Here is a 25,983-nt window from a genome sequence, read left to right on the forward strand (position 1 = left end):
AGGGGGCGCCGGGCAAGTTTGCCATGCCCCGCGACGAGGGAGGAGGCAAGCATGATCGAAGACGTATCGCTGCGGCTGAGCGGGGATTCCGGCGCGCCATTGACGGTGCCGGCCTGGCGCATCGACGCCGGCCGGCCGGGGCCGCGGGCGCACCTGCAGGCCGGGGTCCACGCCGACGAAATCGCCGGCATGCTGGTGCTGCACCAGTTGCTGCCGAGGCTGCGCCAGGCGGCGGAGCAGGGGCGGCTCAACGGCAGCGTGACGCTGGTGCCCCAGGCCAATCCCTTCGGCATCGGCCAGTTCCGCCAGGGCCGGATTCTCGGCCGCCATCACGAAGCGACGGCGCGCAACTTCAACCGTGGCTTCCCGGCCTCGGCGAAAGCCACGGGCACGCTGGACAACCTCGGCGACTGGCAGCGCCAGCTGGCCGCGCTGGCGGCGCCGGCGGATATCGTGTTGGACCTGCATACCGACGACGAGGCGCTGCAGTACCTCTACGTCCACGAACGCCTGTGGCCGGCGGCGCAGGACCTGGCCGCGGCGCTGCGCGCCGAGCTGGCGATCATCTGGGAAGGCGACAGCGACGGCGCCTTCGAGGAAGTGGTGATCGAACCCTGGTTGGCCGAGGATCGCTTCGACGGGCGCCTGGTGGCCACGCTGGAACTGCGCGGCCAGGGCGACGTCAGCGACGCGCTGGCGCAGCAGGATGCTGACGGGCTGTGGGCCTTTCTCTGCGGGCGCGGGGTGATCGAGGAAGCGGCGGAGCTGCCGGCCTGGCAAGGCGTGGCGGTGCCCATGGGTTTCATGGAAACGGTGTTTGCGCCGGTGGCCGGGGTGCTGGTGTTCGAGCGCGAGTTGGGCGAGGTGGTGCAGGCTGGCGAGCGCTTCGCCCGCATCGTCGCCCGGCCGGGGGATGCCGGGAGCGAGGTGGTGCTGCGGGCGCCGCAGACCGGGTTGTTCGTTACCCGCTATCGCGACCGGTTGATCCCGCGCGGGGCGATTGCGGCGAAATTTACCGGGGCGGCGCCGTCGTCCACCTGGAGCTCCGGTGCGTTGGATCCGTGATGAGATGTCAGGTGGGAAGAGTTGTGAGGGGGCGGAGTTCATTCGGAATACCGGCCCACCCGGGAGGCCCCCGCCACCAACAAAAACGCCCGCACAACGGCGGGCGTTTTCACGAAGGCACCGAACTCAGTGGTGTTCGCGCGTGGCGCGGAAGGTGATGTCCGGCCAGCGCTCTTCCATCAGGCTCAGGTTCACCCGGGTGGGGGCCAGGTAGGTGAGGTGGCCGCCGCCGTCCACGGAGAGGTTCTCGAAGGCCTTGTCCTTGAACTCCTTGAGCTTCTTCTCGTCCTTGCACTCGATCCAGCGCGCCGACCAGACGTTGATCTGCTCGTAGGCGCACTCGACCTTGTATTCCTCCTTCAGGCGGCTGGCGACCACGTCGAACTGCAGCACGCCCACGGCGCCGAGGATGATGTCGTTGTTGCGCTCGGGGAAGAACACCTGGGTGGCGCCTTCCTCGGCCAGTTCCTGCAGGCCCTGGCGCAGCTGCTTGGACTTCAGCGGGTCCTTCAGGCGCACGCGGCGGAACAGTTCCGGGGCGAAGTGCGGGATGCCGGTGAAGCCGAGGTTCTCGCCCTCGCTGAAGGTGTCGCCGATCTGGATGGTGCCGTGGTTGTGCAGGCCGATGATGTCGCCGGCGTAGGCCTCTTCCAGCTGCTCGCGCTCGCTGGAGAAGAAGGTCAGGGCGTCGGCGATCTTCACGTCCTTGCCCAGGCGCACGTGGCGCATCTTCATGCCCTTCTCGTACTTGCCCGAGCAGATGCGCATGAAGGCGATGCGGTCGCGGTGTTTCGGGTCCATGTTCGCCTGGATCTTGAACACGAAGCCTGTGAACTTCTCCTCGGTGGGCTCGACGATGCGCTCGTGGGCAGCGCGCGCCAGCGGCTGCGGGGCCCAGTCGACGATGCAGTCGAGCACCTGGTCGACGCCGAAGTTGCCCAGCGCGGTACCGAAGAACACCGGGGTCATCTCGCCCTTGAGGAAGGCTTCCTTGTCGAACTCGTGGCAGGCGCCCTGCACCAGCTCCAGCTCTTCTAGGAAGTTGTCGTAGAGGTCGCCCAGGTGCGCGCGGGCCTCGTCGGAGTCGAGCTTGTCGATCACCTGGGTCTCGATGCGCTCGTGGCCGTGGCCGGGCACGTAGACGATGATCTTGTCCTCGGCCAGGTGGTACACGCCCTTGAAGTCCCGGTAGCAGCCGATCGGCCAGGTGATGGGCGCGGCCTTGATCTTCAGCACCGCCTCGATCTCGTCGAGCAGCTCGATGGGGTCGCGGATGTCGCGGTCCAGCTTGTTGATGAAGCTGACGATGGGCGTGTCGCGCAGGCGGCAGACTTCCATCAGGGCGATGGTCCGCGGCTCTACCCCTTTACCGCCGTCGAGCACCATCAGCGCCGAGTCCACCGCGGTCAGGGTGCGGTAGGTGTCTTCGGAGAAGTCTTCGTGGCCGGGGGTGTCGAGCAGGTTGACCATGTGCTCGCGGTAGGGGAACTGCATCACCGAGGTGGTGATGGAGATGCCGCGCTGCTTCTCCATTTCCATCCAGTCGGAGGTCGCGTGGCGGTCGGACTTGCGCGACTTCACGGTGCCGGCGACGGCGATGGCCTTGCCCATCAGCAGCAGCTTCTCGGTGATGGTGGTCTTACCGGCGTCGGGGTGGGAGATGATCGCGAAGGTACGGCGCTTGGCGACTTCGGCGGCCTGGTTGGTCATGGGTGCGTGCCTGCTGGAGTTCGGTGACGGCGGGCGCGGTCGGCCCGGAAAAGCGCGGGATTATAGCCCAAAGCCTTGCGTCGCCGGCAGGTGCGGCGACGCAAGGCCCCGCCTCAGTGGCCGTCGTCGGCCGCGGGCGCCGCGCCGCGGTAGAGGGCGCGCACCAGCGGGCCGATGGACAGGCCCTGGAGCAGGATGGACACCAGCACCACCACGTAGGTCAGGCTGAGGATCAGGTCGCGCTGTTCGCCCAGCGGCAGCGACAGCGCCAGGGCCACCGAGACGCCGCCGCGCAGACCGCCCCAGACCAGGATGCGGATGGTCCCGCTGGGCACCTGGCGGCGCCCGGCCTCGGTCTGGCGCAGCACCAGGATGGCCGGGGCCACGGTGAGCAGGCGCGAGGCCAGCACCGCGCCGCCGAGGACCAGGGCGGCCACCACGTGCAGCCAGTTGAACGGCAACAGCAGCAGTTCCAGGCCGATCAGGGCGAACAGCAGGGCGTTGAGGATTTCGTCGATCAGCTCCCAGAACTTGTCGATGTAGCGCCGCGTCTCGTCGGACATGGCGTACTGGCGCGCCTGGTTGCCGATGATCAGCCCGGCCACCACCATGGCGATCGGCGCCGACACGTGCAGGCGCGCGGCCAGGGCGGCGCCGCCGATGACCAGGGCGAGGGTCAGCATCACTTCCACCTGGTACTGGTCGATGCCGCGCATCATCAGGAACACCCCGTAGCCCAGCGCCGCGCCGAACAGCACGCCGCCCACCGCCTCCTGCAGGAACAGCCAGGCGGTGGCCGAGACGGTCGGCGTCTCGCCGGCCATGAGGATGCCCAGGAGGATGGTGAACACCACCACCGCAGTGCCGTCGTTGAACAGCGACTCGCCGACGATGGTGGTGGCCAGCGGCTTGGGCGCGCCGGCCGAGCGCAGGATGCCGAGCACGGCGATGGGGTCGGTGGGCGAGATGAGCGCGCCGAACAGCAGGCAATAGATGAAGTCCACGTGCCAGCCGAACAGGGCGAAGGTGTAGTAGGCCAGGTAGCCGATCACCGTGGTGGCGATCAGCACGCCGAAGGTGGCCAGCAGGCCGATGGGCCACTTGTAGTTGCGCAGGTCGCCGAGGTTCACGTGCAGGGCGCCGGCGAACAGCAGCGCGGGCAGGAACCAGGTCATCAGCACTTCGGAGAAGTCGATGCGGCGGATGATCTGCTGCATCTCCACCTCCAGCACCGGGTAGCCGGCCATCGACAGGCCCTGGGCGAGGAGCGAGAACACCAGCGCCGTGGCCATCACGCCGATGGTCGGCGGCAGCCGCACGAAGCGGTAGTTCACGTAGGTGAGCAGGGTGGTCAGCGTGATGAACGCCGCGGCGAGGTCGAGCATGTCGCAGGTACTCCTTGGCAAGGCAAGTGGGCCGGCCCCAGTGACCTATCCCTGGGTCGGGGGCACGCGGAAAGAGACCGGATGATAACCGGATATGGCGGACATATTGGCGAGCGCCGAGGTTTCGTCCGACAGGGGCGGGGAGTATGGGGTCCAGCCGTGGTTCGGGTTTCCGAGCCTGGTGCGCGAACTTTCCCCAAAGTGAGGGGGCGGTGGTCGGTCGGCACTGCTTGCGGATGAACCCTCGTCGCTGTCCCCGGTCTGTCAAAAAGAAGGGGGATGATCGGGGCGTTCCGAAACCCCTGGAAAGCCCGTGCTGTGCGGTATTCCGTGCATTTTGTGGAGTATCTAGAACAGTCAACCGGCAAGGCGACAAAGGGATTCGGGAAAGCGGCAATTTCTGGTTGAACTCACGGACTTCAGGTCCTAAAGTTCGCGCCCGAACGTCCATGCTGGAAACGATCCATCCGGCTCAAGTACTGACGACGAGAGTCTGCCTGACTAATCAGTTCAGCGGTTTCAGCGAGCCCTTCGCAGAAAGCGCCGGGCACCAGGTGATACTCGGCGACATGCCTTGGGAAGTAGGCGAACCAAAGTGGGGAAACGGATTAGACGTTCAGCTTCACCCCTACGTATCCATGTGTTTTGCCATTGGGAGTCCCAACCATGTCCATCAAGGTCGAGGATTACTTCGCCCCTGAAACCTTCCAGCGTATGAAGGCATTTGCCGACAAGCAGGAAACCCCCTTCGTCGTCATCGACAAACAGACCATCGCCGACGCCTACGACCAGCTGACCCACTGCTTCCCGTTCGCCAAGGTGTACTACGCGGTCAAGGCCAACCCGGCCACAGAGATCACCGAGCTGCTGCGCGACAAGGGCTCGAACTTCGACATCGCCTCGATCTACGAGCTGGACAAGGTGATGAAGACCGGCGTGGGCCCGGAGCGCATCAGCTACGGCAACACCATCAAGAAAGCCAAGGACATCCGCTACTTCTTCGATAAGGGCGTGCGTCTGTTCGCCACCGACTCCGAGGCCGACCTGCGCAACATCGCCAAGGCCGCGCCGGGCTCGAAGGTCTACGTGCGCATCCTCACCGAGGGTTCGACCACCGCCGACTGGCCGCTGTCGCGCAAGTTCGGCTGCCAGACCGACATGGCCATGGACCTGCTGATTCTCGCCCGCCAGCTGGGCCTGGTGCCCTACGGCATCTCCTTCCACGTCGGCTCGCAGCAGCGTGACATCTCCGTGTGGGATGCGGCCATCGCCAAGGTCAAGGTGATCTTCGAGCGCCTGAAGGAAGAAGACGGCATCGAGCTGAAGATGATCAACATGGGCGGCGGCTTCCCGGCCAACTACATCGCCAAGACCAACGACCTGGAAACCTACGCCGAGGAAATCATCCGCTTCCTCAAGGAAGACTTCGGCGACGACCTGCCGGAAATCATCCTCGAGCCGGGCCGCTCGCTGATCGCCAACGCCGGCATCCTGGTCAGCGAAGTGGTGCTGGTGGCGCGCAAGTCGCGCACCGCGGTGGAGCGCTGGGTCTATGCGGACGTGGGCAAGTTCTCCGGCCTGATCGAAACCATGGACGAATCCATCAAGTTCCCGATCTGGACCGAGAAGAAGGGCGAGATGGAAGAAGTGGTGATCGCCGGCCCGACCTGCGACAGCGCCGACATCATGTACGAGCACTACAAGTACGGCCTGCCGCTGAACCTGGCCGCCGGCGACCGCCTGTACTGGCTGTCCACCGGCGCCTACACCACCAGCTACAGCGCGGTGGAATTCAACGGCTTCCCGCCGCTGAAGGCCTTCTACATCTGAGCCGTAGCTGAACCGAAGAAACCCCGCCGATGCGGGGTTTTTTCTTTGCCCCCGGCCAATGCCTTCCCCACTGCGCCGAGGTGCTTTTCGTAGGATGGGTTGAGCTTGCGAAACCCATGCGGTGGTGATGATGGGTATCGCTTCGCTCAACCCATCCTACGGGCTGGATGGCACGGGCGTAGGAGCGGACCTTGTCCGCGATAGCCGGGGGTGTCGGCGCGATTCGCGGATGAGATCCGCTACGCTGCCCCACCCACACCATCCCCGGGACGCACGTCATGCGCACGAAATCGCGGGCAGGGCCCGCTCCTACAGTTCCAGGAAAGCACGGGCGTGGGCGGACCTTGTCCGCGATAGCCGGAGGTATCGGCGCGATTCGCGGATGAGATCCGCTCCTACGCTGCCCCGCCCACACCATCCCCGGGACGCACATCATGCGCACGAAATCGCGGGCAGGGCCCGCTCCTACAGTTCCAGGAAAGCACGGGCGTAGGACCTTGTCCGCGATAGCCGGGGGTATCGGCGCGATTCGCGGATGAGATCTGCTCCTACGCTGCCCCGACCACGCCATCCCCAGGACGCACGTCATGCGCACGAAATCGCGGGCAGGGCCCGCGCGGCCTCAACCCTCGTTGGCCTGGCGCACCTGGACGGTGGCCGGCGCCTTGCTTGCCTTGGCCAACTGCTGGTCGCCCATTGCGTTATCCAGCGGCAACTTGTCGAACTCGTGCAGGCCGTTCTTCGCGTAGGGGTCGCCGATCCAGCGTGGCGCCGCGACGAACTCGGGGCTGACCAGGCTCTTGCCCGGCTCGTAGCGGTCGTAGCTCAGGCCGGCCAGGTCGGACAGGGTGTGGATCAGGTGCGAGCTGCTGTAGGGCCTTCCGCTCAGCGCCTGCAGGTCGCGCGGGTGGGCCTGTTGCCAGCTCGGCGAGGTCCAGAGCAGGAAGGGGATGGTGTACATCGGCCGCGTCGGGTCGCCTTCGTTGCGCCCCAGGCGGTCGTGCTTGCCGGAGCTGAAGACTTCCTCGCCATGGTCGGAAAGGTACACCAGGAAGCCGTTCGGCTCGCTGGCGGCGTAGCGCTTGATCAGGCTGGCGACCACGAAGTCGTTGTGCAGCACCGCGTTGTCGTAGGCGTTGTAGGTGTCCGCCTGGTCGTCCGAGAGCCCGGCCGGCACGCCCTGGCGGTCCTTGAAGCGGGCGAACGCTTCGGGGTAGCGATAGCGGTAGTCCATGTGGGTGCCCAGCAGGTGCACCACGATGAGTTTCTTCGGCGCCGGGTCCTTGAGCACCTGTTCGAAGGGCGCGAAGACCACGTCGTCGTACTGGCGGGCGTTCTGGTTGCGCTGGTTGTTCAGGTAGAACTGCTCGTCCGTCTGCTGCGAGAAGGTGGTGAGCATGGTGTTGCGCTTGGTCATCGTCTGCTGGTTGGTGATCCAGAAGGTCTTGTAGCCGGCCTGTTTCATCAGGTTGATCAGCGACGGGTCGGTGAGGAAGCGGTCCGGGTGCTGCTCGTCGCCGAAGGTGAGGATCTGCTGCATCACCTCGATGGTGTAGGGGCGCGGCGAGACCACGTCCTTGAACACCGTCAGGTTGCGGTCGCCGGCGGCCAGGGCGTCGAGGTTCGGCGTGGTCGGCCGGTCGTAGCCGTACAGGTGCATGTGCTCGCGGGTGGTGGATTCGCCCAGCACCAGCACCAGGGTGCGCGGCGCCTCGCCGCTGTCATCCTTGAGGTTCTTCAGCGGCGGCAGGGCGGCGTTGCGCTGCAGCAGCTTCTGCATGTTGTCCAACTGCTGGCGGTACTGCGCGTAGCCCACCACCAGTTGCCAGGGCACCGCCGGCTCCATGCGCTGCTGCACCTTCTCCAGGGCCTGGGCGAAGCTGCGCTCCTGGCTGACCATCTGCTTGTAGAAGGGGTAGACCAGGTTCGCCGCCACCAGCAGCACGGCCAGGGCCACCCGGGCCGGCGCCGGCATGCGCAGCGGGCGCACGCGCCGCCACAGCAGCACCGCCACCGCCGTGTAGAGCAGCAGGGCCAGGCACAGCCAGGTGCTGAAGTACTGGCTGAAGTATTCGCCGGCCTCGGCCGTGTTCGACTCGAACATGACGAAGATGACGCTCTGCGAGAACTCCTGGTGGTAGATGCCGAAGTAGCTCAGGCCCACCAGCGAGGCCGCCCACAGCACCAGGCCGATCAGCGCCGCCAGGCCGCGGGTGAAGCGTGGCAGCAGCAGCGGCGGGGCCAGCCACAGGCTGCTGAGGAAGAAGGCGTCGCGGAAGCCGGCGAAGCCGGTGGTGCCGCTGAACAGGATCAGTGCCTGGGTGACGCCGGAGAAGTACCAGAAGAACAGCAGCAGCCAGCCCAGGCCGGCCCAGTCCACCTTGCGGCGGGAGGGGTTGGTTGCAGTCGACACGCTTGCCTCGTCTTGCAGGGGCCGCCCGTGCGGGGCGGTCAGTTGGCTTGTGAGCCTAGCGAGGCATGTGTGAAGGGCGGGGCAAGGACATGTGAAAAAAACGTCAAGAAATCGCTTACAGGCGCTTGAGCGCCGCGGCGAACAGATCGGCGTCGGCCGTCTCGCCGAGTTCCGCGGCGCGCCGGTAGTAGGCCAGGGCCAGGCTGCGCAGTTCCGCCTGCGGCGCCCGTTCCAGCTGTTCGCGGGCCACCCGCAGGAAGTTCAGGTTGCCGCCCTCCAGGGCGCGCAGCAGCCAGTAGCGCGCGTCCTCCACCTCGCCCCGCTCGGCCAGCGCCGCGGCGTGGCTGAACTGGCCGCGGAAGTCGCCGGCCACCGCCGAGCGGCGGTACCACTCGCGGGCCAGTTCCGGGTTGCGCGGCACGCACAGGCCTTCCTCGTAATGGCGGCCGACCAGGTTCATCGACTTGGCGTGGCCGAGGTCGGCGGCGCGCCGGTACAGCGCCAGGGCATGGGCCGCGTCGCGCGGCACGCCGCGGCCGGTGGCCAGCAGGTTGGCCAGGTTGTACAGGCCCCAGTCGAGGTCCACCGCCGCTGCGCGGGCGTAGTGTTCGGCCGCCTCGGCGGGGTTGGCGGGCACGCCCCAGCCGTGCTCCAGGCAGCGCCCGAGCATGTTGCGCGCCATGGCGTGGCCGCGCTCGGCGGCGATGCGGAACCAGGTCGCCGCCAGCGCGGCGTCGCGCTCGATGCCCTGGCCGTCGAGGAGGATCTGCCCGAGCAGCGCCTGGGCCTCGACGTCGCCCTGGCGCGCGGCTTCGAGGATGGCCGCCGCGGCCTGGCGCGGGTCGCTGGCCAGGCGGGCGCGCAATTGCTCCACCGAGAGCTCTTCGCGCCGGCGCAGGACGAACGCCATGTCAGACCTCGACCCAGCGCCGCAGCAGGTTGTGGTAGGTGCCGGTCAGCTCGACCAGGGCCGGGTGCTCCGGCACGTCGGCGGTGAGCTTCTGGATCGCCTGGTCCATCTGGAACAGCAGGGCGCGCTGGCTGTCCTCGCGCACCAGGCTCTGCGTCCAGAAGAACGAGGCGAAGCGCGCGCCGCGGGTCACCGGCTCGACCTTGTGCAGGCTGGTGCCGGGGTAGAGCACCAGGTCGCCGGCCGGCAGCTTCACGCGCTGCTCGCCGTAGGTGTCCTGGATGACCAGTTCGCCGCCGTCGTAGTCCTCGGGGTCGCTGAAGAACAGGGTGGAGGAGAGGTCGGTGCGCACCCGTTCGCGGCCGCCCTGCACGTCGCGCACGGCGTTGTCGATGTGGAAGTCGAAGTTGCCGCCGCCGGTGTAGCAGTTGAACAGCGGCGGGAACACCTTGTGCGGCAGGGCCGCGGACATGAACAGCGGGTTCTGCCACAGGCGCAGCAGCATGGCCTCGGAAATCTCGCGGGCCAGCGGGTGGTCCTGGGCCAGCTGCAGGTTATGCTTGGCCTTGGCCGACTGGTAGCCGGCGGTGACCTTGCCGTCGCCCCACTCGGCCTGCTCCAGGGCGGTGCGGATGCGGGTCACCTCGTCGCGGGTGAACAGGCCGGGAATGTGCAGCAGCATGGCGGGGCTCGGTCAAATGAAAATCCGACGCCGATGATAGACATTTGCATTTGCAGCGTATAGCCGAGGTGGCGAACGGTCGCACGGGGTAAATGTAAATGTTGTAAATAAAGTGCGTCTGATAATATTTACTAATTGATACAGATTCTCGTTTTGCACTAGATTGCGCCGCCTTCAGCAAGTCCCTGGGGAGGGAACTTTCGATGTCGCGTCAATCTGTCGAAGCCACCAGCGCTCCGCGCCTGCTGGTCTCCGCCGTCGGTGTGGCCATCACCGCCATGTCCGGCAGCCACTTCGCCCAGGCGGCGGAGTCCTCCGAGAAGAAGCCCGCACAGGATGTGCTGTCGCTGGATGCCGACACCGTCGTCGGCCAGCAGGGCGAAGAAACCTACAACGTCCAGCAGTCGGCCTCGCAGAAGTACACCGCGCCGCTGCTCGACACGCCCAAGACCGTCACCGTGATCCCGCAGCAGGTGATCAAGGACACCGGCGCCCTGACCCTGGTCGATGCCCTGCGCACCACGCCCGGCATCACCTTCGGCGCCGGCGAGGGCGGCAACCCGGCGGGCGACCGTCCGTTCATCCGCGGCTTCAACGCCGAGAGCGACACCTTCCTCGACGGCATGCGCGACGTCGCCTCGCAGACCCGCGAAGTGTTCAACATCGAGCAGATCGAAGTCAGCAAGGGCCCGGGCTCGGCCTACACCGGCGCCGGCTCCACCGGCGGCAGCCTGAACCTGGTGAGCAAGACCGCCAAGCTGCAGGACTTCAACGACGCCAGCTTCACCTACGGTTCCGACCAGACCCACCGCACCACCCTGGACGTCAACCACACCCTGGGCGACAACGCGGCCTTCCGCCTGAACCTGATGAAGCACGAAGCCAACGTCGCCGGCCGCGACGACGTCAGCGTCAGCCGCTGGGGCGTGGCGCCGACCATCACCTTCGGCTTCAACACCCCGACCCGCGCGACCTTCTCCTACTACCACCTGGCCACCGACGACATCCCGGACTACGGCCTGCCGCTGACCAACGTCGACCGCAGCAAACACAACCCGAGCAAGCCGGCCTCGGTCGACCGCGACAACTTCTACGGCCTGACCCACCGCGACTACCGCAAGAGCACCACCGACAGCGGCACCTTCCGCATCGAGCACGACCTCAACGACGACCTGACGCTGTCCAACAGCTTCCGCATGGTCCGTACCACCCTCGACTACGTGGTCAGCAACCCCGACGACAGCCGCGGCAACGTCGCCAACGGCTACGTCTATCGCTCGTCGAAGAACCGCAATTCCACCTCCAAGGGCTGGGTCAACCAGACCGACCTGAAGGCCACCTTCGACACCGGCAGCATCCAGCACAGCCTGGTGACCGGCCTGGAGTTCAGCTACGAGGACGTGCACAACCGCCCCTACGTGGTGACCCCGGGGGCCGCGGGCAACACCTGCAACGCCGCCCTGCTGGCCAGCGGCGACTGCACCAGCCTGGCCAACCCGACGCCCAAGGACCCCTGGACCGGCAGCATCGTCGACAGCCAGGCCTACACCGACACCGATACCAAGACCTCGGCCGTCTACGTGTTCGACACCCTCAAGCTCAACGAGCAGTGGGACCTGAACCTGGGCCTGCGCTACGACGACTTCGACACCGAGTCCAGCGGCTACAGCACCGGTGGCCGTGGCTCGGCGCCGGGCAACTTCAAGCGCGAGAGCAACACCCACTTCTGGAACTACCAGACCGGCCTGGTCTACAAGCCGCTGCCCAACGGCAGCATCTACCTGGCCTGGTCCACCTCCAGCAACCCCAGCGGCGAGACCGCAGGCGAGGGCGGCCAGGAAGTCAGCGCGGCCAACACCAGCCTGGACCCGGAACGCAACCGCAACCTGGAGCTGGGCACCAAGTGGGACTTCTTCGACGAGGCGCTGTCGCTGAACGCCGCGGTGTTCCGCACCGACAAGACCAACGCCCGCGTCGCCGACCCGGACAACAGCTCCTTCCAGGTGCTCGACGGCGAACAGCGCGTACAAGGCGTGGAACTGGGCTTCAGCGGCCAGCTGACGCCCAAGTGGAAGGTCTTCGGCGGCTACACCTACCTGGATAGCGAGATCCGTAAGTCGACCACCAAGTCCGACGAAGGCAACCGCATGCCGCAGGTGGCGCCGAACAACTTCACCCTGTGGACCACCTACGAGGTGCTGCAGGACCTGACCATCGGCGGCGGCACCACCTATGTGGACAAGCAGTTCGGCAACACTGCCAACTCGACCTACATCCCGTCCTACTGGCGCTACGACGCCATGGCCAGCTACAAGCTGAGCAAGAACGTCGACCTGCAGCTGAACGTGCAGAACCTGACCGACAAGCGTTACTTCGACCAGGTCTACAGCACCCACATGGCCCACGTGGCCCCGGGCCGCACGGCGCTGCTGGGGGTGAACCTGCACTTCTGATCGCACGGCCTTCCGTGCACCCCGCCCGTTGCTCCTTCGGGCGGGGTTTTCTATTGTTTGGCGCCCCGCGCCCGAGGTGAGAGCAAGGTGTTGAAGAAAGTCTGGTTCCAGCTGCATTGGTTCTTCGGCATAAGCGCCGGCCTGGTGCTGGCCCTGATGGGCGTGACCGGGGCGGCGCTGTCGTTCCAGGACGAACTGCTGCGCGCCTTCAACCCTGCCAGCCTGACGGTGCAGGAGCAGCCCGGCGGCACCCTGGCGCTGGACGAACTGGTGCAGCGGGTGGAGTCCGCCGAGCCGGGCAGGAAGGTGTCCTTCGTCTGGGCCAAGGTCGACGGCGACGAGGCCGCGCGCATCTTCTTCACCCCGCCACCGGGCCAGCGCCGCGGCGAATCGCGCTACGTCGACCCCTACACCGGTGCCTCGCTGCCGGCGCCGTCCGGGGAAGGCTTCTTCATGTTCATCATGCAGCTGCACCGCTTCCTGGCCCTGGGCGAGTTCGGCAAGCAGGTGACCGCGGCCTGCACCCTGATCCTCATCTATTTCTGCCTCTCCGGCCTGTACCTGCGCTGGCCGCGCAAGACCCTGAGCTGGCGCGCCTGGCTGGCCCTGGACTGGCGCAAGAAGGGCCGCGCCTTCAACTGGGACCTGCACGCGGTAGCCGGCACCTGGTGCCTGGCCTTCTATCTGCTGGCCTCGCTGACCGGCCTGTACTGGTCCTACGACTGGTACCGCGGCGCGCTGTTCAAGCTGCTCGACGACGCCCCGGCCGGCCAGCAGCGCCAGGGCGGCCGCGGTGGCCGTGGCGGCGAAGCGCCCAAGGGGCCGCCGCTGGAAGTGGACTACAGCGCCCTGTGGAACACCCTGCGCAGCACCGCCGGTCCTGGCCTTGAGGCCTACAACCTGCGCCTGCCGCCGGTGGGCGGGCAGCCGGCCACGGTGTTCTACCGCCTGGACGACGCCGCCCACGAACGCGCCTTCAACGAAATGCGCATCGACCCGAAAAGCGGCCGCCTGCTGGGCGACAAGCGCTACGCCGACAGCAGCTTCGGCAAGCAACTGCTGACCAGCGTCTACGCCCTGCACGTGGGCAGCTACTTCGGTATGCCCGGGCGCATCCTGATGATGCTGGCGAGCCTGGCCATGCCGCTGTTCTTCGTCACCGGCTGGCTGCTCTACCTCGATCGCCGGCGCAAGAAGAAAGCCGCCCAGGCTGCCCGCGTCGAACTGGCTGGCGCCGGCGGCGCCGATGCCTGGCTGGTGGGCTACGCCAGCCAGAGCGGTTTCGCCGAGCAACTGGCCTGGCAGAGCGCCGGGCAGCTGCAGGCCGCGGGCCTGGCGGTGCGCGTGGAGCCCCTGGCGCGCCTGGACCGCCAGCAACTGGAGCAGACGCGCAACGCGCTCTTCGTGGTCAGCACCTTCGGCGACGGCGGGGCCCCGGACAGCGCCCGCGGCTTCGAGCGCAAGCTGCTCGGCGAAGCCGCCGGCCTCGGCCAGCTGCGCTTCGCCATGCTCGCCCTGGGCGACCGCCAGTACCAGGCCTTCTGCGGCTTCGCCCGGCGTATGCAGGGCTGGCTGCAAGGACAGGGCGCGCAGCCGCTGTTCGACGGCGTGGAAGTGGACAACGGCGACGCCGCCGCCCTGCGCGAGTGGCAGCAACAGCTGGCACAACTGACCGGCGTGGCCGCGCCGACGCCCTTCGCTGCGCCGCAATACGAGCTGTGGAGCCTGGCCGCCCGCGAACACCTCAACCCCAGCAGCCAGGGCCAGTCCACCTGGCTGCTGCGCCTGCAGGCGCCGGCCGGCAGCAGCGCCGACTGGCGCGCCGGCGACCTGGTGGAAATCCTTCCGCAGCACCCGCGCGAACGCGTGCTGGCCTGGCTGGAGCATCTGGGCGTGGACGCCGAGGCCAGCGTCGAGGTCGAGGGCGGCAGCATGGCCCTGGCCGATGCCCTGACCGGGCGCGAGCTACCGGTTTCCCTCGGCCACCTGGTCGGCCTGCACCCACAGGCCGTGCTGGACGCCCTGGTGCCGCTGGCGGCGCGGGAATACTCCATCGCCTCGCTGCCCAGCGACGGTGCCCTGGAACTGATCGTGCGCCAGGAGCGCCACCCCGACGGCAGCCTGGGCGTGGGCTCCGGCTGGCTCACCGAATACCTGCAACCCGGCGCCGGCCTGGCCCTGCGCCTGCGCCGCAACGCCGGCTTCCACCTGCCGGAGGAAGACCGCCCGCTGATCCTGATCGGCAACGGCACCGGCCTGGCCGGCCTGCGCTCGCTGCTGCGCGCCAGCATAGGCGCGGGCCGCCGGCGCAACTGGCTGCTGTTCGGCGAACGCAACCGCGAGCACGACTTCTACTGCCGCGAAGAGCTGGAAGGCTACCTGCTGAGCGGCGAACTCCAGCGCCTGGACGTGGCCTTCTCCCGCGACCAGGCGAGCAAGGTCTACGTGCAGGACGTCCTGCGCGAACGCGCTGAGGAGTTGCGGCAGTGGCTGGAAGAGGGCGCGGCGATCTACGTTTGCGGCAGCCTGGAAGGCATGGCCGGCGGCGTGGACGCAGTGCTGCGCGAAGCGCTGGGCGACCTGGCGGTGGAAGCGTTGCTGGAAGAAGGGCGCTACCGGCGGGATGTTTATTAAAGAGGCTGAAGGCTGAAGGCGGAAAGGCTCTTACCTCCAGCCTTCAGCCTCTAGCCTCCAGCGGCTCTTCAAACCCAGAGAATGAACGCCAGGATCGCCCCGAAGAACGCCCACTTCTGCAGGTAGTACAGCTTGCGGTTGCGCTTCTTCAGCGCCTTGCCCTGCAGGCGGATCTTGTACAGCGTGCCGAAGGCGCGGTTGATGCCGCCGGTCTTGTCGCCGTCGTCGTTGGGCGAGGCGGCGGCGGCCATCACGTTGCGGCTGAACCAGCGGTTGAAAGCCTGCGCCCAGCGGTACTTCAGCGGCCGCTCGACGTCGCAGAAGAGGATCACCCGGTCGTGCTCGGTGGTGTTCTCGGCATAGTGGATGTAGGTCTCGTCGAACACCACGGCCTCGCCGTCCTTCCACGAGTAGCGCTGGCCGTCCACCTCGATGAAGCAGCCCTCGTCGTTCGGCGTGAACAGCCCCAGGTGGTAGCGCAGCGAGCCGGCGTAGGGGTCGCGGTGGCGCACCAGGCGCGAGCCCGGCGGCAGCTCGGCGAACATCGCCGCCTTCACCGAGGGGATTTCCCGCAGCAGCGCAGTGGTCTGCGGGCAGACCACGTCGGCCGAGGGGTGGGCGTCGTCGTACCACTTCAGGTAGAAGCGCTTCCAGCCGGTCTTGAAGAAGGAGTTGAAGCCGACGTCGTTGTACTGCTCGGAGCGCTTGATGCTGCCGGCCTCGCGCAGGCGCAGGGCCTCGGCGCGGATGACTTCCCAGTTGTCGGTGAGCTTCTGCATCTCCGGGAAGGCGTTGGGCGTCAGGTACGGCGTATTGGGCACCCTGGAGAACAGGTACATGAAGCAGTTCAGCGGGGCGAGGAAGCTGGAGTGGTCGCTCAGCTGCCGGGACAGCTTGTGGCGGACCTTGCCGCGCACGTGCACATAGGCGATGCAGGCCGCGTAGGCAGCCAGGATCAGGGCTTTCATCTTCGAGTCGATGGCTTTCGGCGGGAGGAAGCGGAGGATATTACTCCCCTGAATCGTTACTGAATATTCCTAAGACTAAATGATGGCTCTCTGGTTTAACCTAGGGATGTTTCCGAAACTCGCCGGCGAAGTCGAGGCAGTATCATGACCGATCAGTCAACTCGCATCCTGCTCAACTGCGACATGGGGGAAAGCTACGGCGCCTGGCGCATGGGCGACGACGTCCACGCCATGCCGCTGATCGACCAGGCCAACCTGGCCTGCGGCTTCCACGCCGGCGACCCGCTGACCATCCAGCGCACCGTGCGCCTGGCGCTGGAGCAGGGCGTGAGCATAGGCGCGCACCCGTCCTACCCCGACCTGGCCGGCTTCGGCCGCCGCCATCTGAGCTGTTCGCCGGAAGAGGTGCAGGCCCTGGTGCTGTACCAGGTGGGCGCGCTGGACGCCTTCTGCCGTGCCGCCGGCACCCGCGTCGACTATGTGAAGCCCCACGGCGCGCTGTACAACGACCTGGTGCGCGACGACGCCCTGCTGGCGGCGGTGCTCGATGCCTGCGCGGCCTACCGCAAGGGCCTGCCGCTGATGGTCCTGGCCCTGGCCGACAACCGCCGCGAACTGGCCCTGGCCGACGCTGCCGACGTACCGCTGATGTTCGAGGCCTTCGCCGACCGCGCCTACCTGCCCGACGGCCAGCTGGCCCCGCGGCGCCTGGCCGGCGCGGTGCACCACGAGCCGCAGCGCATCCTCGACCAGGCCTTGGCCATCGCCCGTGGCGAGCCCTTCCCGGACATCGACGGCAACCCCCTGCGGCTGCGCGCCGACAGCCTTTGCGTGCACGGCGACAACCCCGAATCCCTGGCGGTGCTGCGGCGCCTGCGTGGCCTGCTGGACGCCGCATGATCCGCGTCGAGCCCTTCGGCGCCGAAGCCCTGCTGCTGACCCTGGCCGAACGCCCGGACGCGCACCTGCCGTTGCGCATAGCCGCCCTGGCCGAACGCCTGCGCTCGGCCTTGGGCGAGGTGCTGACCGATTTGGTGCCGGGCTGGACCACGCTGCTGCTGCACTACGACCTGCGCCGCACCAACCCCCTCGACCTGCAGCGCCGCCTGGCGCCGCTGCTGGCGGACTGGCCCGGCCCAGAGCCAAGCGACGCCGCCGGGCGCCTGCATGAAATCCGCGTGTGGTACGCCGGCGAGGACCTCGACGAGGTGGCCCGGCGTTGTGGCCTGCGGCGGGACCAGGTGATCGAGCTGCACAGCGCCCGCGAGTACCGCGTCGGCGCCATCGGTTTCGCGCCTGGCTTCGCCTACCTCGGCGAGCTGGACGAGCGCCTGGCCCTGCCGCGCCGGGCCAACCCGCGCACCCGCGTGGCGGCCGGCAGCCTGGCCATCGCCGAGCGGCAGACCGCGGTCTATCCACAGGCCTCGCCGGGCGGCTGGCACCTGCTGGGGCTCACCGCGCAGCGTCTGTTCGACCCACACCAGGAGCCGCCGTGCCCGCTGGCGGTGGGCGACCAGGTGCGTTTCCTGCCCATCGACGAGGCGGCCTTCCGCCGCGCCGGAGGTTGCCCATGAGCGGCCTGCGGGTGCTCAAGGCTGGCCTGCTGAGCCTGCTGCAGGATGCCGGCCGCCACGGCTGGCAGCATCTGGGTGTTTCCACTGGCGGGCCTGTGGATATCCATGCCGCGGCCTGGGCCAACCATCTGCTGGGCAACGCCTGGGGCACGCCGCTGCTGGAGGTGGCCCTCGGCGGCCTGCGCCTGCGGGCCGAAGCGGACTGCTGGCTGGCGCTGTGCGGTGCGCAAGTGCCGATCCGCGTGGACGGCGAAGCGCGCCCTGGCTGGTCGCGCTTTGCCCTGCGCGCCGGGCAGGAACTGGAACTGGGCTTCGCCGCCGGCGGCCAGCGCGCCTACCTGGCGGTGGCGGGCGGCTTCCGCGTCGAACCCGTGCTGGGCAGCGTCGCCACCCTGCGCCGCGAGGGCCTGGGCGGCTTGCACGGCGACGGCCGGGCGCTGGAGGAGGGCGACCTGCTGCCTTGCGCGGCTAGCGGCGAAGCCTTCGAACGCGGCGCCAGCGTGCCCTGGCCCTACGTGCCGGACTACCGCGAGACGCCGATGCTGCGCGTGCTGCCCGGCGGCGACGTCTTCGAGCCGGAGCAGCGGGCGGCCTTCTTCGAGCGCACCTGGCAACTCAGCCCGCAATCCGACCGTATGGGCGCGCGCCTGCACGGCGAGCCGATCCGCGCACCCCGCCGGCAGTGGTCGCTGGGCATGGTCCGCGGCGCCATCCAGGTGCCGCCGGACGGCCAGCCCATCGTCCTGCAGGCCGACCACCAGAGCATGGGCGGCTACCCGCTGCTCGGTTTCGTCCACCCCCTGGACCTGGGCCGCCTGGCGCAGTGCCTGGCCCACGCCGAGGTGCGCTTCGCCGAGACGACGCTGGAAGCAGCGCAGGATGAACTGCGGCGCTTCTACCGTTTCTTCCGCGGCTAGCGGGGCAGGTGCTGCAAGGGCAGCGGCGCCGATTCCTTGAGGGTGCTGATGGCGAAGTTGCTGCGGATGTCGCTCACCCCCGGCAGCTTCAGCAGGGTGCCGGTGAGGAAGTGCTCGTAGGCGCGCAGGTCCGGCACCACCACCTGCAGCAGGAAGTCCGCTTCGCCGGAGACCAGGTGCACCGAGATCACCTCGGGCAGGTCGACCACCGCGCGGCGGAAGGCTTCGGCCTGCTCCTCGTGGTGGCGCTCCACCTTGATCCCGACGAACACCGTCAGGCCCAGGCCGACCTGGTCGCGGTCCAGGTCGGCGCCGTAGCGGCGGATCACCCCGGCCTCTTCCAGCAGGCGCACGCGGCGCAGGCAGGGGGAGGGCGACAGGCCGATGGCCTCGGCCAGTTGCACGTTGCTCAGGCGGCCGTCGCGTTGCAGGGCGGCGAGGATGCGGTGGTCGTAGGCGTCCAGTTTGTGGTTTGGCATATCTGGCCAGCTTTCAGGATTTGGATTGGCAGATCATGCCAAAACTACCCAGGCTGGCAAGCCGAATACGCAAGCACCTGCCCTGGCCTTCGGGCATAGAATCCTCCTACAGGTCGCCGAGTGGCACGGCATTCCTCCCCGTAGGAGCGGAACTTGTCCGCGATAGCCGGACATTCCGGCGCGGTTCGCGGATGAGATCCGCTCCTACGCTGCCCCACCCGCAGCGTCCCCATGTAGGAGCGGGCCCTGCGCGCGAATCGCGGGCAGGGCCCGCTTGACCGGAGCCCCTTCCTGCGGAGTGCGAACCATGGATTTCGGCGTCTTCCTGCTGGCCCTGGCGATGGTCTACCTGCTGCCCGGGCCGGACATGCTCCTGCTGCTGCACACCGGCGCCAGCCGCGGCGGCCGCACGGCCCTGGTCACCGCCTTGGGCCTGGCCACGGCGCGGGGCTGCCATGTGGTATTGGCTGGTGCCGGGCTGGCGCTGTTGTTTCGCAGTGTGCCCTGGACCTTCGATGCGGTGCGTTTGGCTGGCGCGGCCTACCTGGCGTGGCTGGGGTTGCGCATGTTGCTGGCGCGGCCGTCGTTGGCGGGCATCGAGCCTGTGGCCGAGGTCCAGGCGCGGAGTTGGCGGCGGGCCTTTGGCAATGGATTGTTGACCAATCTGCTCAATCCCAAGGCGTTGTTGTTCTGTTCGGTGCTGTTGCCGCAGTTCGTGCGGCCGGATGCGGGGCCGTTGGCGTTGCAGTTCGGCGTGCTGGGGGCGGTGTTGGTGGGGGTGGGCTTGGTGTTCGATAGTTTCTATGCGTTGAGCGGGGCGCGGTTGGGGCGTTGGTTGGAGCGGCATGCCTTGGCGCAGCGGGTGCAGCAGTGGGCTTTTGCTTCGTTGCTGATCGGGTTCGGGGCGCGGTTGGCTTTGTTGAGGGAGGTGTAGGAGTGTGGGGGAATTGTGGAGTACAGGGATGCTCCGTTCCCCTCACCCCAGCCCTCTCCCGGAGGGAGAGGGGGCTTGTCCGTGCCGGCTGGGGGTGAAGTTTCAGCCGGATATCACAGCGTCCGGCTGACTCCGAAATATCAGCACACTCCGAACGGCCCCTCTCCCGGAGAGAGAGGGGGGCTTGTCCGTGCCGGTTGGAAGTGTGGTTTCAGCCGGACAGCACGGAGAGATATCCGGCTAACTGCAGAATACCCAGCTCTGCCCAACGGTCCCCTCTCCCTTTGGGAGAGGGTTAGGGTGAGGGAGCGGAGCCCAGCATTAGCACCATTACCCCAGAAACTGCTCCGCATGATGACAAGCCACCTGCCGCTCATCCAGCAGCCGCAGTTCCGGCACTTCCACCTTGCAGCGCTCCGTCGCATAGGGGCAGCGCTTGTGGAAGGCGCAGCCGCTGGGCGGGTTGAGCGGGTTGGGCAGCTCGCCCTGGATTTTGATCTTCGGCTTGCCCGGGTCCGGGTGGATCGCCGGGGTGGCCGAGAGCAGGGCGCGGGTGTAGGGGTGCAGCGGGCGTTCGTAGAGCTTGTCCGCCGGGCCCATTTCCGCCGGGCGGCCGAGGTACATCACCAGCACGTCGTCGGCCACGTGGCGCACCACCGCCAGGTTGTGGGAGATGAACACGTAGGCGGTGCCGAACTCCTGCTGCAGGTCCATGAACAGGTTGAGCACCTGGGCCTGGATGGACACGTCCAGCGCCGAGGTCGGTTCGTCGGCCACCAGCACCTTGGGCTGCAGCATCATGGCGCGGGCCAGGGCGATGCGCTGGCGCTGGCCGCCGGAGAACATGTGCGGGTAGCGCTGGTAGTGCTCCGGGCGCAGGCCCACCTGCTGCATCATCGCCTGCACCCGCTCGCGGCGTTCGCTGCGCGACAGACCGGTGTTGATCAGCAGCGGCTCGCCGAGCTGGTCGCCGATCTTCTGCCGCGGGTTGAGCGAGGCGTAGGGGTTCTGGAACACCATCTGCACGTCGCGGCGCAGTTGCTTGCGCTGCTCGTGGCTGGCGCCCTTCACTTCCTGGCCGGCGATGCGCAGGGAGCCGGAGGTGGGCTCCTCGATCAGCGTCAGGGCGCGGGCCAGGGTGGACTTGCCGCAGCCGGACTCGCCGACCACCGCCAGGGTCTTGCCGGCCTGCAGTTCGAAGGACACGCCGTTGAGGGCGCGGACCAGGGCGTGGGGCTTGAACAGACCCTGGGCGATGTCGTAGTGGCGGGTCAGGTCGCGGGCGGTCAGTACGGCTTCCATCAGACCACCTCCTTCAGGTTCAGCGGGTAGTAGCAGCGCACCGCGCCGCGGACGTGGGATTCCAGGGCCGGGCGGATGGCGCGGCAGTCATCCTGCACATAGGGGCAGCGCGGCGATAGCAGGCAGCCCTGTGGCCGGTCGTAGCGCCCGGGGACGATGCCGGGCAGGGTGGCCAGGCGTTCTTCGCCTGCGCTGTGCTCGGGAATCGCCTTGAGCAGCGCCTCGGTGTAGGGGTGGGTGGGCAGGTCGAACAGCGCCGGCACCTGGCCGATCTCCACCGCCTGGCCGGCGTACATCACGCAGACGCGCTGGGCGGTCTCGGCGACCACGGCGAGGTCGTGGGTGATGAGGATCAGCGCCATGCCTTGGTCGCGCTGCAGGTTCAGCAGCAGTTCCATGATCTGCGCCTGGATGGTCACGTCCAGGGCCGTGGTGGGTTCGTCGGCGATCAGCAGCTTGGGCTCGCCGGCGATGGCCATGGCGATGGCCACGCGCTGGCTCATGCCGCCGGAGAGCTGGTGCGGGTAGGCGTCCAGGCGCTGGGCGGCGCCGGGGATCTCGACCTTCTCCAGCAGTTCCAGGGCGCGCTGGCGCGCGGCCTTGCCGCGCAGGCCCAGGTGCAGGCGCAGCACTTCCTCGATCTGGAAGCCCACGGTGTAGCTGGGGTTGAGCGCGGTCATCGGGTCCTGGAAGACCATGGCGATGTCCTTGCCGACGATGCGCCGGCGCTCGCGGCCCTTGAGCTTGAGCATGTCGCTGCCGTCGAAGCGCAGGGTGTCGGCGGTGATGCGCCCGGGGGCGTCGATCAGGCCCATCAGCGCCATCATGGTCACCGACTTGCCGGAGCCGGACTCGCCGACGATGGCCAGCACCTCGCCCTTGTCGACGTTCAGGTCGAGGCCGTCGACCACGGGCACGGCGTCGGCGCCGCCGAAGCGCACCGAGAGGTTGCGGATTTCCAGGAGGCTCATACGGCGGTCTCCATCAGGCGCTGCACGGGAACATTCATCGTTGCGGGGGCGGGCATGCGGGGCGCGTAGGATGGGTTGAGTGCAACGAAACCCATCGGCTTGGCGCTGGAATGATGGGTATCGCTTCGCTCCACCCATCCTACGAGGAGCATGAAGTTCTTCATCTGCATGCTCCTTACGCCGCGCTCTTGAGTTTCGGGTCCAGCGCGTCGCGCAGGCCGTCGCCCACCAGGTTGATGGCCAGCACGCTGAGCAGGATGGCCAGGCCCGGCAGGCTCACCACCCACCAGGCGCGCTCGATGTAGTCGCGCGCCGAGGCCAGCATGGTGCCCCACTCCGGGGTCGGCGGTTGCACGCCGAGGCCGAGGAAGCCCAGGGCGGCGGCGTCGAGGATGGCCGAGGAGAAGCTCAGGGTGGCCTGGACGATCAGCGGCGCCATGCAGTTGGGCAGCACGGTGACGAACATCAGCCGCCAGAGGCCGGCGCCGGCCAGGCGCGAGGCGGTGACGTAGTCGCGGTTGACCTCGCCGAGCACCGCCGCGCGGGTCAGGCGCACGTAGGAGGGCAACGAGACCACGGCGATGGCGATCACGGTGTTGAACAGTCCCGGGCCGAGTACCGCGACGATGGCCACCGCCAGCAGCAGCGAGGGCAGCGCCAGCATGATATCCATCAGGCGCATGATCACCGGGCCCAGGCGGTTCGGCGAGAAGCCGGCGACCAGGCCCAGCACCAGCCCCGGCAGCAGCGAGATGACCACCGAGCTGAGGGCGATCATCAGCGACAGGCGGGCGCCGAAGATCAGCCGCGAGAGCATGTCGCGGCCCACTTCGTCGGTGCCCAGCAGGAACTGCCCGGTGCCGCCTTCCAGCCACACCGGCGGGGTGAGCAGGAAGTCGCGGAACTGCTCGCTGGGGTCGTAGGGCGCCACCCAGGGTGCGAACAGCGCGCAGAAGACGATCAGCACCATGAAGGCCAGGCCGCCCACCGCACCCTTGTTGTGCGCGAAGGCTTGCCAGAACTCTTTCAGGGGCGAGGGGTAGACCAGGCTCGGGTCGCCGGCGGGAGCGTTTTGCATGGAATTCATCGCGGGCTCCTCAGCGTTGGTGGCGGATGCGCGGGTTGACCAGGCCGTAGAGGATGTCCACGGTGAAGTTGACCAGGATCACCAGGGTGGCGACCAGCAGGATGCCGTTCTGCACCACCGGGTAGTCGCGGCGGCTGATGGCGTCGATCAGCCACTTGCCGATGCCCGGCCAGGAGAAGATGGTCTCGGTCAGCACGGCGCCGGCCAGCAGCGCGCCGACCTGCAGGCCGAACACGGTGAGCACCGGGATCATGGCGTTGCGCAGGGCGTGCACGAACACCACGCGGGCCGGCGACAGGCCCTTGGCGCGGGCGGTGCGCACGTAGTCCTCGCGCAGCACTTCGAGCATGGCCGAGCGGGTCATGCGGGCGATCACCGCCAGCGGGATGGTGCCCAGCACGATGGCCGGCAGGATGAGGTGGTGCAGGGCGTCGAGGAAGGCGCCCTCCTCGTCGGAGAGCAGGGTGTCGATGAGCATGAAGCCGGTTTTCGGCTCGATGTCGTAGAGCAGGTCCAGGCGCCCGGACACCGGCGTCCAGCCGAGGGTCACGGAGAACAGCATGATGAGGATCAGGCCCCACCAGAAGATCGGCATCGAGTAGCCGGCCAGGGAGATGGTCATCACCCCGTGGTCGAAGACCGAGCCGCGCTTGAGCGCCGCTATCACCCCCGCCAGCAAGCCGAAGGTGCCGGCGAAGAGCATGGCGGCGATGGCCAGCTCCAGGGTCGCCGGGAACAGCGTGAGGAACTCGTGCCAGACGCTGTCGCGGGTCACCAGGGATTCGCCGAGGTTGCCCTGGGCGAGGTTGCCGATGTAGTCCAGGTACTGCTGGTACAGCGGCTTGTCCAGGCCCAGGCGGTGCATGGCCTCGGCGTGCATCTGCGGGTCGACGCGGCGCTCGCCCATCATCACCTCGACCGGGTCGCCGGGGATCATGCGGATCAGCGCGAAGGTCAGCAGCGTGACGCCGAAGAAGGTCGGAATGAGCAGGCCGAAACGGCGTGCGATGAAACTCAGCATGGTGGGGGCGGACTCCTCATCACGCGGCTGCCCGCGGGGATAACGCGGGCGCCCGTTTTTATTGTCACTTCACCCGGGTTTCGGCGAAGTTGTTATTGCTCAGCGGGCTGATGGTGTAGCCCTCGATATTGCTGCGGCGCACATTGAACAGCTTAGGATGCGCCAGGGGAATCCAGGGGGCCTGTTCGTGGAATATCTTTGTCGCCTTTTCATAAAGTTCCTGCCGTTTCGACCGCTCGTCGGTGCGCCGGGCCTGCTGGATCAGTGATTCGAAGGCCGCGTCGCACCAGCGCGCCTGGTTTTCCCCGGATTTGGCCGCCGCGCAGCTGAGGTTGGGGCTGAGGAAGTTGTCCGGGTCGCCGTTGTCGCCGGCCCAGCCGAGCAGCGAGAGGTCGTGCTCGCCGGCCTTGGAGCGCTTGAGCAACTCGCCCCATTCCAGCGAGCGGATCTGCAGCGCGATGCCGACCTTGGCCAGGTCCGCCTGCATCATCTGTGCCGCCAGCGCCGGGTTGGGGATGGTCGGCGAGCTGCCGTTGCGGATGAACAGCGTCAGCTTCAGGCCGTCGTCCACCCCGGCTTCCTTGAGCAGGGCCCGGGCGCGCCCGGGGTCGTGCGGCCAGTCCTGGAGCTGCTTGTTATAGCCGAGCAGCGTCGCCGGGTAGGGGTTGATCGCCGGGGTCGCCGCGCCGGGGCCGAACACCGCCTCCAGCAGCGCCGGCTTGTCGATGGCCAGGTTGATGGCCTGGCGCACTCGCGCATCGTCCAGCGGCTTGTGCTGGGTGTTGAGGGCCACGTAGGTGGTCAGCAGGGCGTCGGTGCTGTCCACCGCCAGGTTCGCTTCCTTCTGCAGCTGCGGCACGTCGGCCGGTTTCGGGTAGAGCGCCACCTGGCATTCGCCGCGGCGCAGCTTCTGCATGCGCACGTTGGGGTCGAGGGTGATGGCGAACACCAGGTTGTCGATGGCCGGCTTGCCGCCGAAGTAGTCCGGGTTGGCCTTGTAGCGCACCTGGGCGTCGCGGGCGTAGCGGCTGAAGACGAAGGGCCCGGTGCCGATGGGCTGGGTGTTGAGCTGCTCCTGCTTGCCGGCCTTGAGCAACTGGTCGGCGTATTCGGCCGAGTAGATGGAGGCGAAGCCCATGGCCATGTCGGCGAGGAAGGGCGCTTCCGGGTGGTTGAGGGTGAAGCGCACGGTCAGGTCGTCGAGCTTGTCCACCGACTTGATCAGCTCGCCCATGCCCATGGCCTCGAAGTAGGCGTAGCCGCGCGGCGCCGAGGCGTGCCAGGGGTGTTGCGGGTCCAGCGCGCGCTGGAAGCTCCAGAGCACGTCGTCGGCATTCAGCGTGCGGCTGGGCTTGAAGTAGTCGGTGCTGTGGAACTTCACTCCCGGGCGCAGGTGGAAGGTGTAGGCCAGCCCGTCGGGGCTGACCTCCCAGCGCTGCGCCAGGGCCGGCACTACCTCGGTGGTGCCCGGGCGGAACGCCACCAGGCGGCTGAACACCGTCTCGGCGGCGGCGTCGGCGGTGACCGCGCCGGTGTACTGGACGATGTCGAAACCCTCCGGGCTGGCCTCGGTGCACACCACCAGGTTCTGCGCCAGCGCGGGGCCGGCGCCGAGCGCCAGGAGCAGGGGCAGGTAGCGCGGGATCAT

The 25,983-nt window shown here is 67.8% G+C and carries 21 protein-coding genes; 8 read left to right on the top strand and 13 right to left on the bottom strand.

Annotated elements, in window-relative coordinates; genetic code table 11:
• The first annotated feature begins 51 nt into the window (after window positions 1-51).
• The gene (locus tag IG194_RS20065) at window positions 52-1,065 is read left to right on the top strand and encodes a succinylglutamate desuccinylase/aspartoacylase family protein (RefSeq protein WP_058488571.1); all 1,014 of its coding nucleotides are present in this window, start codon (window positions 52-54) and stop codon (window positions 1,063-1,065) included.
• A 126-nt stretch (window positions 1,066-1,191) separates the two neighbouring features.
• Here the strand turns inward: IG194_RS20065 and IG194_RS20070 are convergent, their stop codons facing one another.
• Both IG194_RS20070 and IG194_RS20075 read right to left on the bottom strand, forming a co-directional pair.
• Window positions 1,192-2,775 (bottom strand): peptide chain release factor 3, encoded by a 1,584-nt coding sequence (locus tag IG194_RS20070; protein WP_043272311.1) that lies wholly within the window; start codon window positions 2,773-2,775, stop codon window positions 1,192-1,194.
• Window positions 2,776-2,888: 113 nt separating this feature from the next.
• Complete coding sequence (locus tag IG194_RS20075) at window positions 2,889-4,160, bottom strand: cation:proton antiporter (protein ID WP_064987531.1); 1,272 nt, start codon at window positions 4,158-4,160, stop codon at window positions 2,889-2,891.
• Between the two features lie 666 nt (window positions 4,161-4,826).
• On the opposite strand from IG194_RS20075, the gene IG194_RS20080 reads away from it, so the two are divergent.
• Window positions 4,827-5,990, top strand: a complete 1,164-nt coding sequence (locus IG194_RS20080; protein ID WP_058071454.1) for a type III PLP-dependent enzyme — start codon at window positions 4,827-4,829, stop codon at window positions 5,988-5,990.
• Between the two features lie 622 nt (window positions 5,991-6,612).
• Here IG194_RS20080 and IG194_RS20085 read toward each other — a convergent pair.
• The 3 genes from IG194_RS20085 to IG194_RS20095 all read right to left on the bottom strand — a co-directional run bounded on the left by IG194_RS20085 (window position 6,613) and on the right by IG194_RS20095 (window position 9,995).
• Entirely contained in the window at window positions 6,613-8,403 is a 1,791-nt protein-coding gene (locus IG194_RS20085) for a phosphoethanolamine transferase CptA (protein WP_058488573.1), read from the bottom strand.
• Between the two features lie 115 nt (window positions 8,404-8,518).
• Complete coding sequence (locus tag IG194_RS20090) at window positions 8,519-9,313, bottom strand: tetratricopeptide repeat protein (protein WP_058488574.1); 795 nt, start codon at window positions 9,311-9,313, stop codon at window positions 8,519-8,521.
• Window position 9,314: 1 nt separating this feature from the next.
• Window positions 9,315-9,995: a Fe2+-dependent dioxygenase gene (locus IG194_RS20095; protein WP_058488575.1), complete on the bottom strand. Its 681-nt coding sequence runs from the start codon at window positions 9,993-9,995 to the stop codon at window positions 9,315-9,317.
• Window positions 9,996-10,198: 203 nt separating this feature from the next.
• Between IG194_RS20095 and IG194_RS20100 the strand changes: the two genes are divergently transcribed.
• Together IG194_RS20100 and IG194_RS20105 are read left to right on the top strand one after the other, a co-directional pair.
• Window positions 10,199-12,448: a TonB-dependent receptor gene (locus IG194_RS20100; protein ID WP_058488576.1), complete on the top strand. Its 2,250-nt coding sequence runs from the start codon at window positions 10,199-10,201 to the stop codon at window positions 12,446-12,448.
• Between the two features lie 90 nt (window positions 12,449-12,538).
• Entirely contained in the window at window positions 12,539-15,082 is a 2,544-nt protein-coding gene (locus IG194_RS20105; protein WP_225617235.1) for a PepSY domain-containing protein, read from the top strand.
• A gap of 68 nt (window positions 15,083-15,150) precedes the next feature.
• Here the strand turns inward: IG194_RS20105 and lpxO are convergent, their stop codons facing one another.
• The gene (lpxO, locus tag IG194_RS20110; protein ID WP_043315260.1) at window positions 15,151-16,050 is read right to left on the bottom strand and encodes a lipid A hydroxylase LpxO; all 900 of its coding nucleotides are present in this window, start codon (window positions 16,048-16,050) and stop codon (window positions 15,151-15,153) included.
• Between the two features lie 144 nt (window positions 16,051-16,194).
• Between lpxO and IG194_RS20115 the strand changes: the two genes are divergently transcribed.
• From IG194_RS20115 to IG194_RS20125, 3 genes are read left to right on the top strand one after another with little or no spacing between them, the layout of a single operon-like run.
• Window positions 16,195-16,950: a 5-oxoprolinase subunit PxpA gene (locus tag IG194_RS20115; RefSeq protein ID WP_058488578.1), complete on the top strand. Its 756-nt coding sequence runs from the start codon at window positions 16,195-16,197 to the stop codon at window positions 16,948-16,950.
• Window positions 16,947-17,624: a 5-oxoprolinase subunit PxpB gene (gene pxpB / locus IG194_RS20120; RefSeq protein WP_058488579.1), complete on the top strand. Its 678-nt coding sequence runs from the start codon at window positions 16,947-16,949 to the stop codon at window positions 17,622-17,624. Before IG194_RS20115 ends, pxpB begins: the two co-directional genes overlap by 4 nt.
• Complete coding sequence (locus IG194_RS20125; RefSeq protein WP_141679696.1) at window positions 17,621-18,541, top strand: biotin-dependent carboxyltransferase family protein; 921 nt, start codon at window positions 17,621-17,623, stop codon at window positions 18,539-18,541. The genes pxpB and IG194_RS20125 overlap by 4 nt, the downstream gene beginning before the upstream one ends.
• On the opposite strand, the gene IG194_RS20130 is transcribed toward IG194_RS20125, so the two are convergent.
• Window positions 18,538-19,020, bottom strand: a complete 483-nt coding sequence (locus tag IG194_RS20130; protein WP_009617716.1) for an Lrp/AsnC family transcriptional regulator — start codon at window positions 19,018-19,020, stop codon at window positions 18,538-18,540. The genes IG194_RS20125 and IG194_RS20130 overlap by 4 nt on opposite strands.
• Window positions 19,021-19,327: 307 nt before the next feature.
• Between IG194_RS20130 and IG194_RS20135 the strand changes: the two genes are divergently transcribed.
• A complete protein-coding gene (locus tag IG194_RS20135; RefSeq protein WP_009617717.1) occupies window positions 19,328-19,954 on the top strand; it encodes a LysE family translocator in 627 nt (208 codons plus the stop codon).
• Window positions 19,955-20,284: 330 nt separating this feature from the next.
• On the opposite strand, the gene IG194_RS20140 is transcribed toward IG194_RS20135, so the two are convergent.
• The 6 genes from IG194_RS20140 to IG194_RS20165 all read right to left on the bottom strand — a co-directional run bounded on the left by IG194_RS20140 (window position 20,285) and on the right by IG194_RS20165 (window position 25,983).
• Window positions 20,285-21,256, bottom strand: coding sequence for a peptide ABC transporter ATP-binding protein (locus tag IG194_RS20140; protein WP_058488580.1), 972 nt, complete (start codon window positions 21,254-21,256; stop codon window positions 20,285-20,287).
• A complete protein-coding gene (locus IG194_RS20145; RefSeq protein ID WP_058488581.1) occupies window positions 21,256-22,227 on the bottom strand; it encodes an ABC transporter ATP-binding protein in 972 nt (323 codons plus the stop codon). Before IG194_RS20145 ends, IG194_RS20140 begins: the two co-directional genes overlap by 1 nt.
• Window positions 22,224-22,391: a hypothetical protein gene (locus IG194_RS20150; RefSeq protein WP_009617720.1), complete on the bottom strand. Its 168-nt coding sequence runs from the start codon at window positions 22,389-22,391 to the stop codon at window positions 22,224-22,226. Before IG194_RS20150 ends, IG194_RS20145 begins: the two co-directional genes overlap by 4 nt.
• An 11-nt stretch (window positions 22,392-22,402) precedes the next feature.
• Window positions 22,403-23,314 carry an ABC transporter permease subunit gene (locus tag IG194_RS20155; protein WP_058071443.1) on the bottom strand — a complete coding sequence of 304 codons (912 nt, stop codon included), beginning with the start codon at window positions 23,312-23,314 and terminating at the stop codon, window positions 22,403-22,405.
• 10 nt (window positions 23,315-23,324) lie between these two features.
• Complete coding sequence (locus IG194_RS20160; protein WP_009617723.1) at window positions 23,325-24,335, bottom strand: ABC transporter permease subunit; 1,011 nt, start codon at window positions 24,333-24,335, stop codon at window positions 23,325-23,327.
• Between the two features lie 64 nt (window positions 24,336-24,399).
• Window positions 24,400-25,983, bottom strand: coding sequence for an ABC transporter substrate-binding protein (locus IG194_RS20165; RefSeq protein ID WP_058488582.1), 1,584 nt, complete (start codon window positions 25,981-25,983; stop codon window positions 24,400-24,402).

This window comes from Pseudomonas sp. ADPe, assembly GCF_014843515.1.
Classification (GTDB): domain Bacteria; phylum Pseudomonadota; class Gammaproteobacteria; order Pseudomonadales; family Pseudomonadaceae; genus Pseudomonas; species Pseudomonas citronellolis.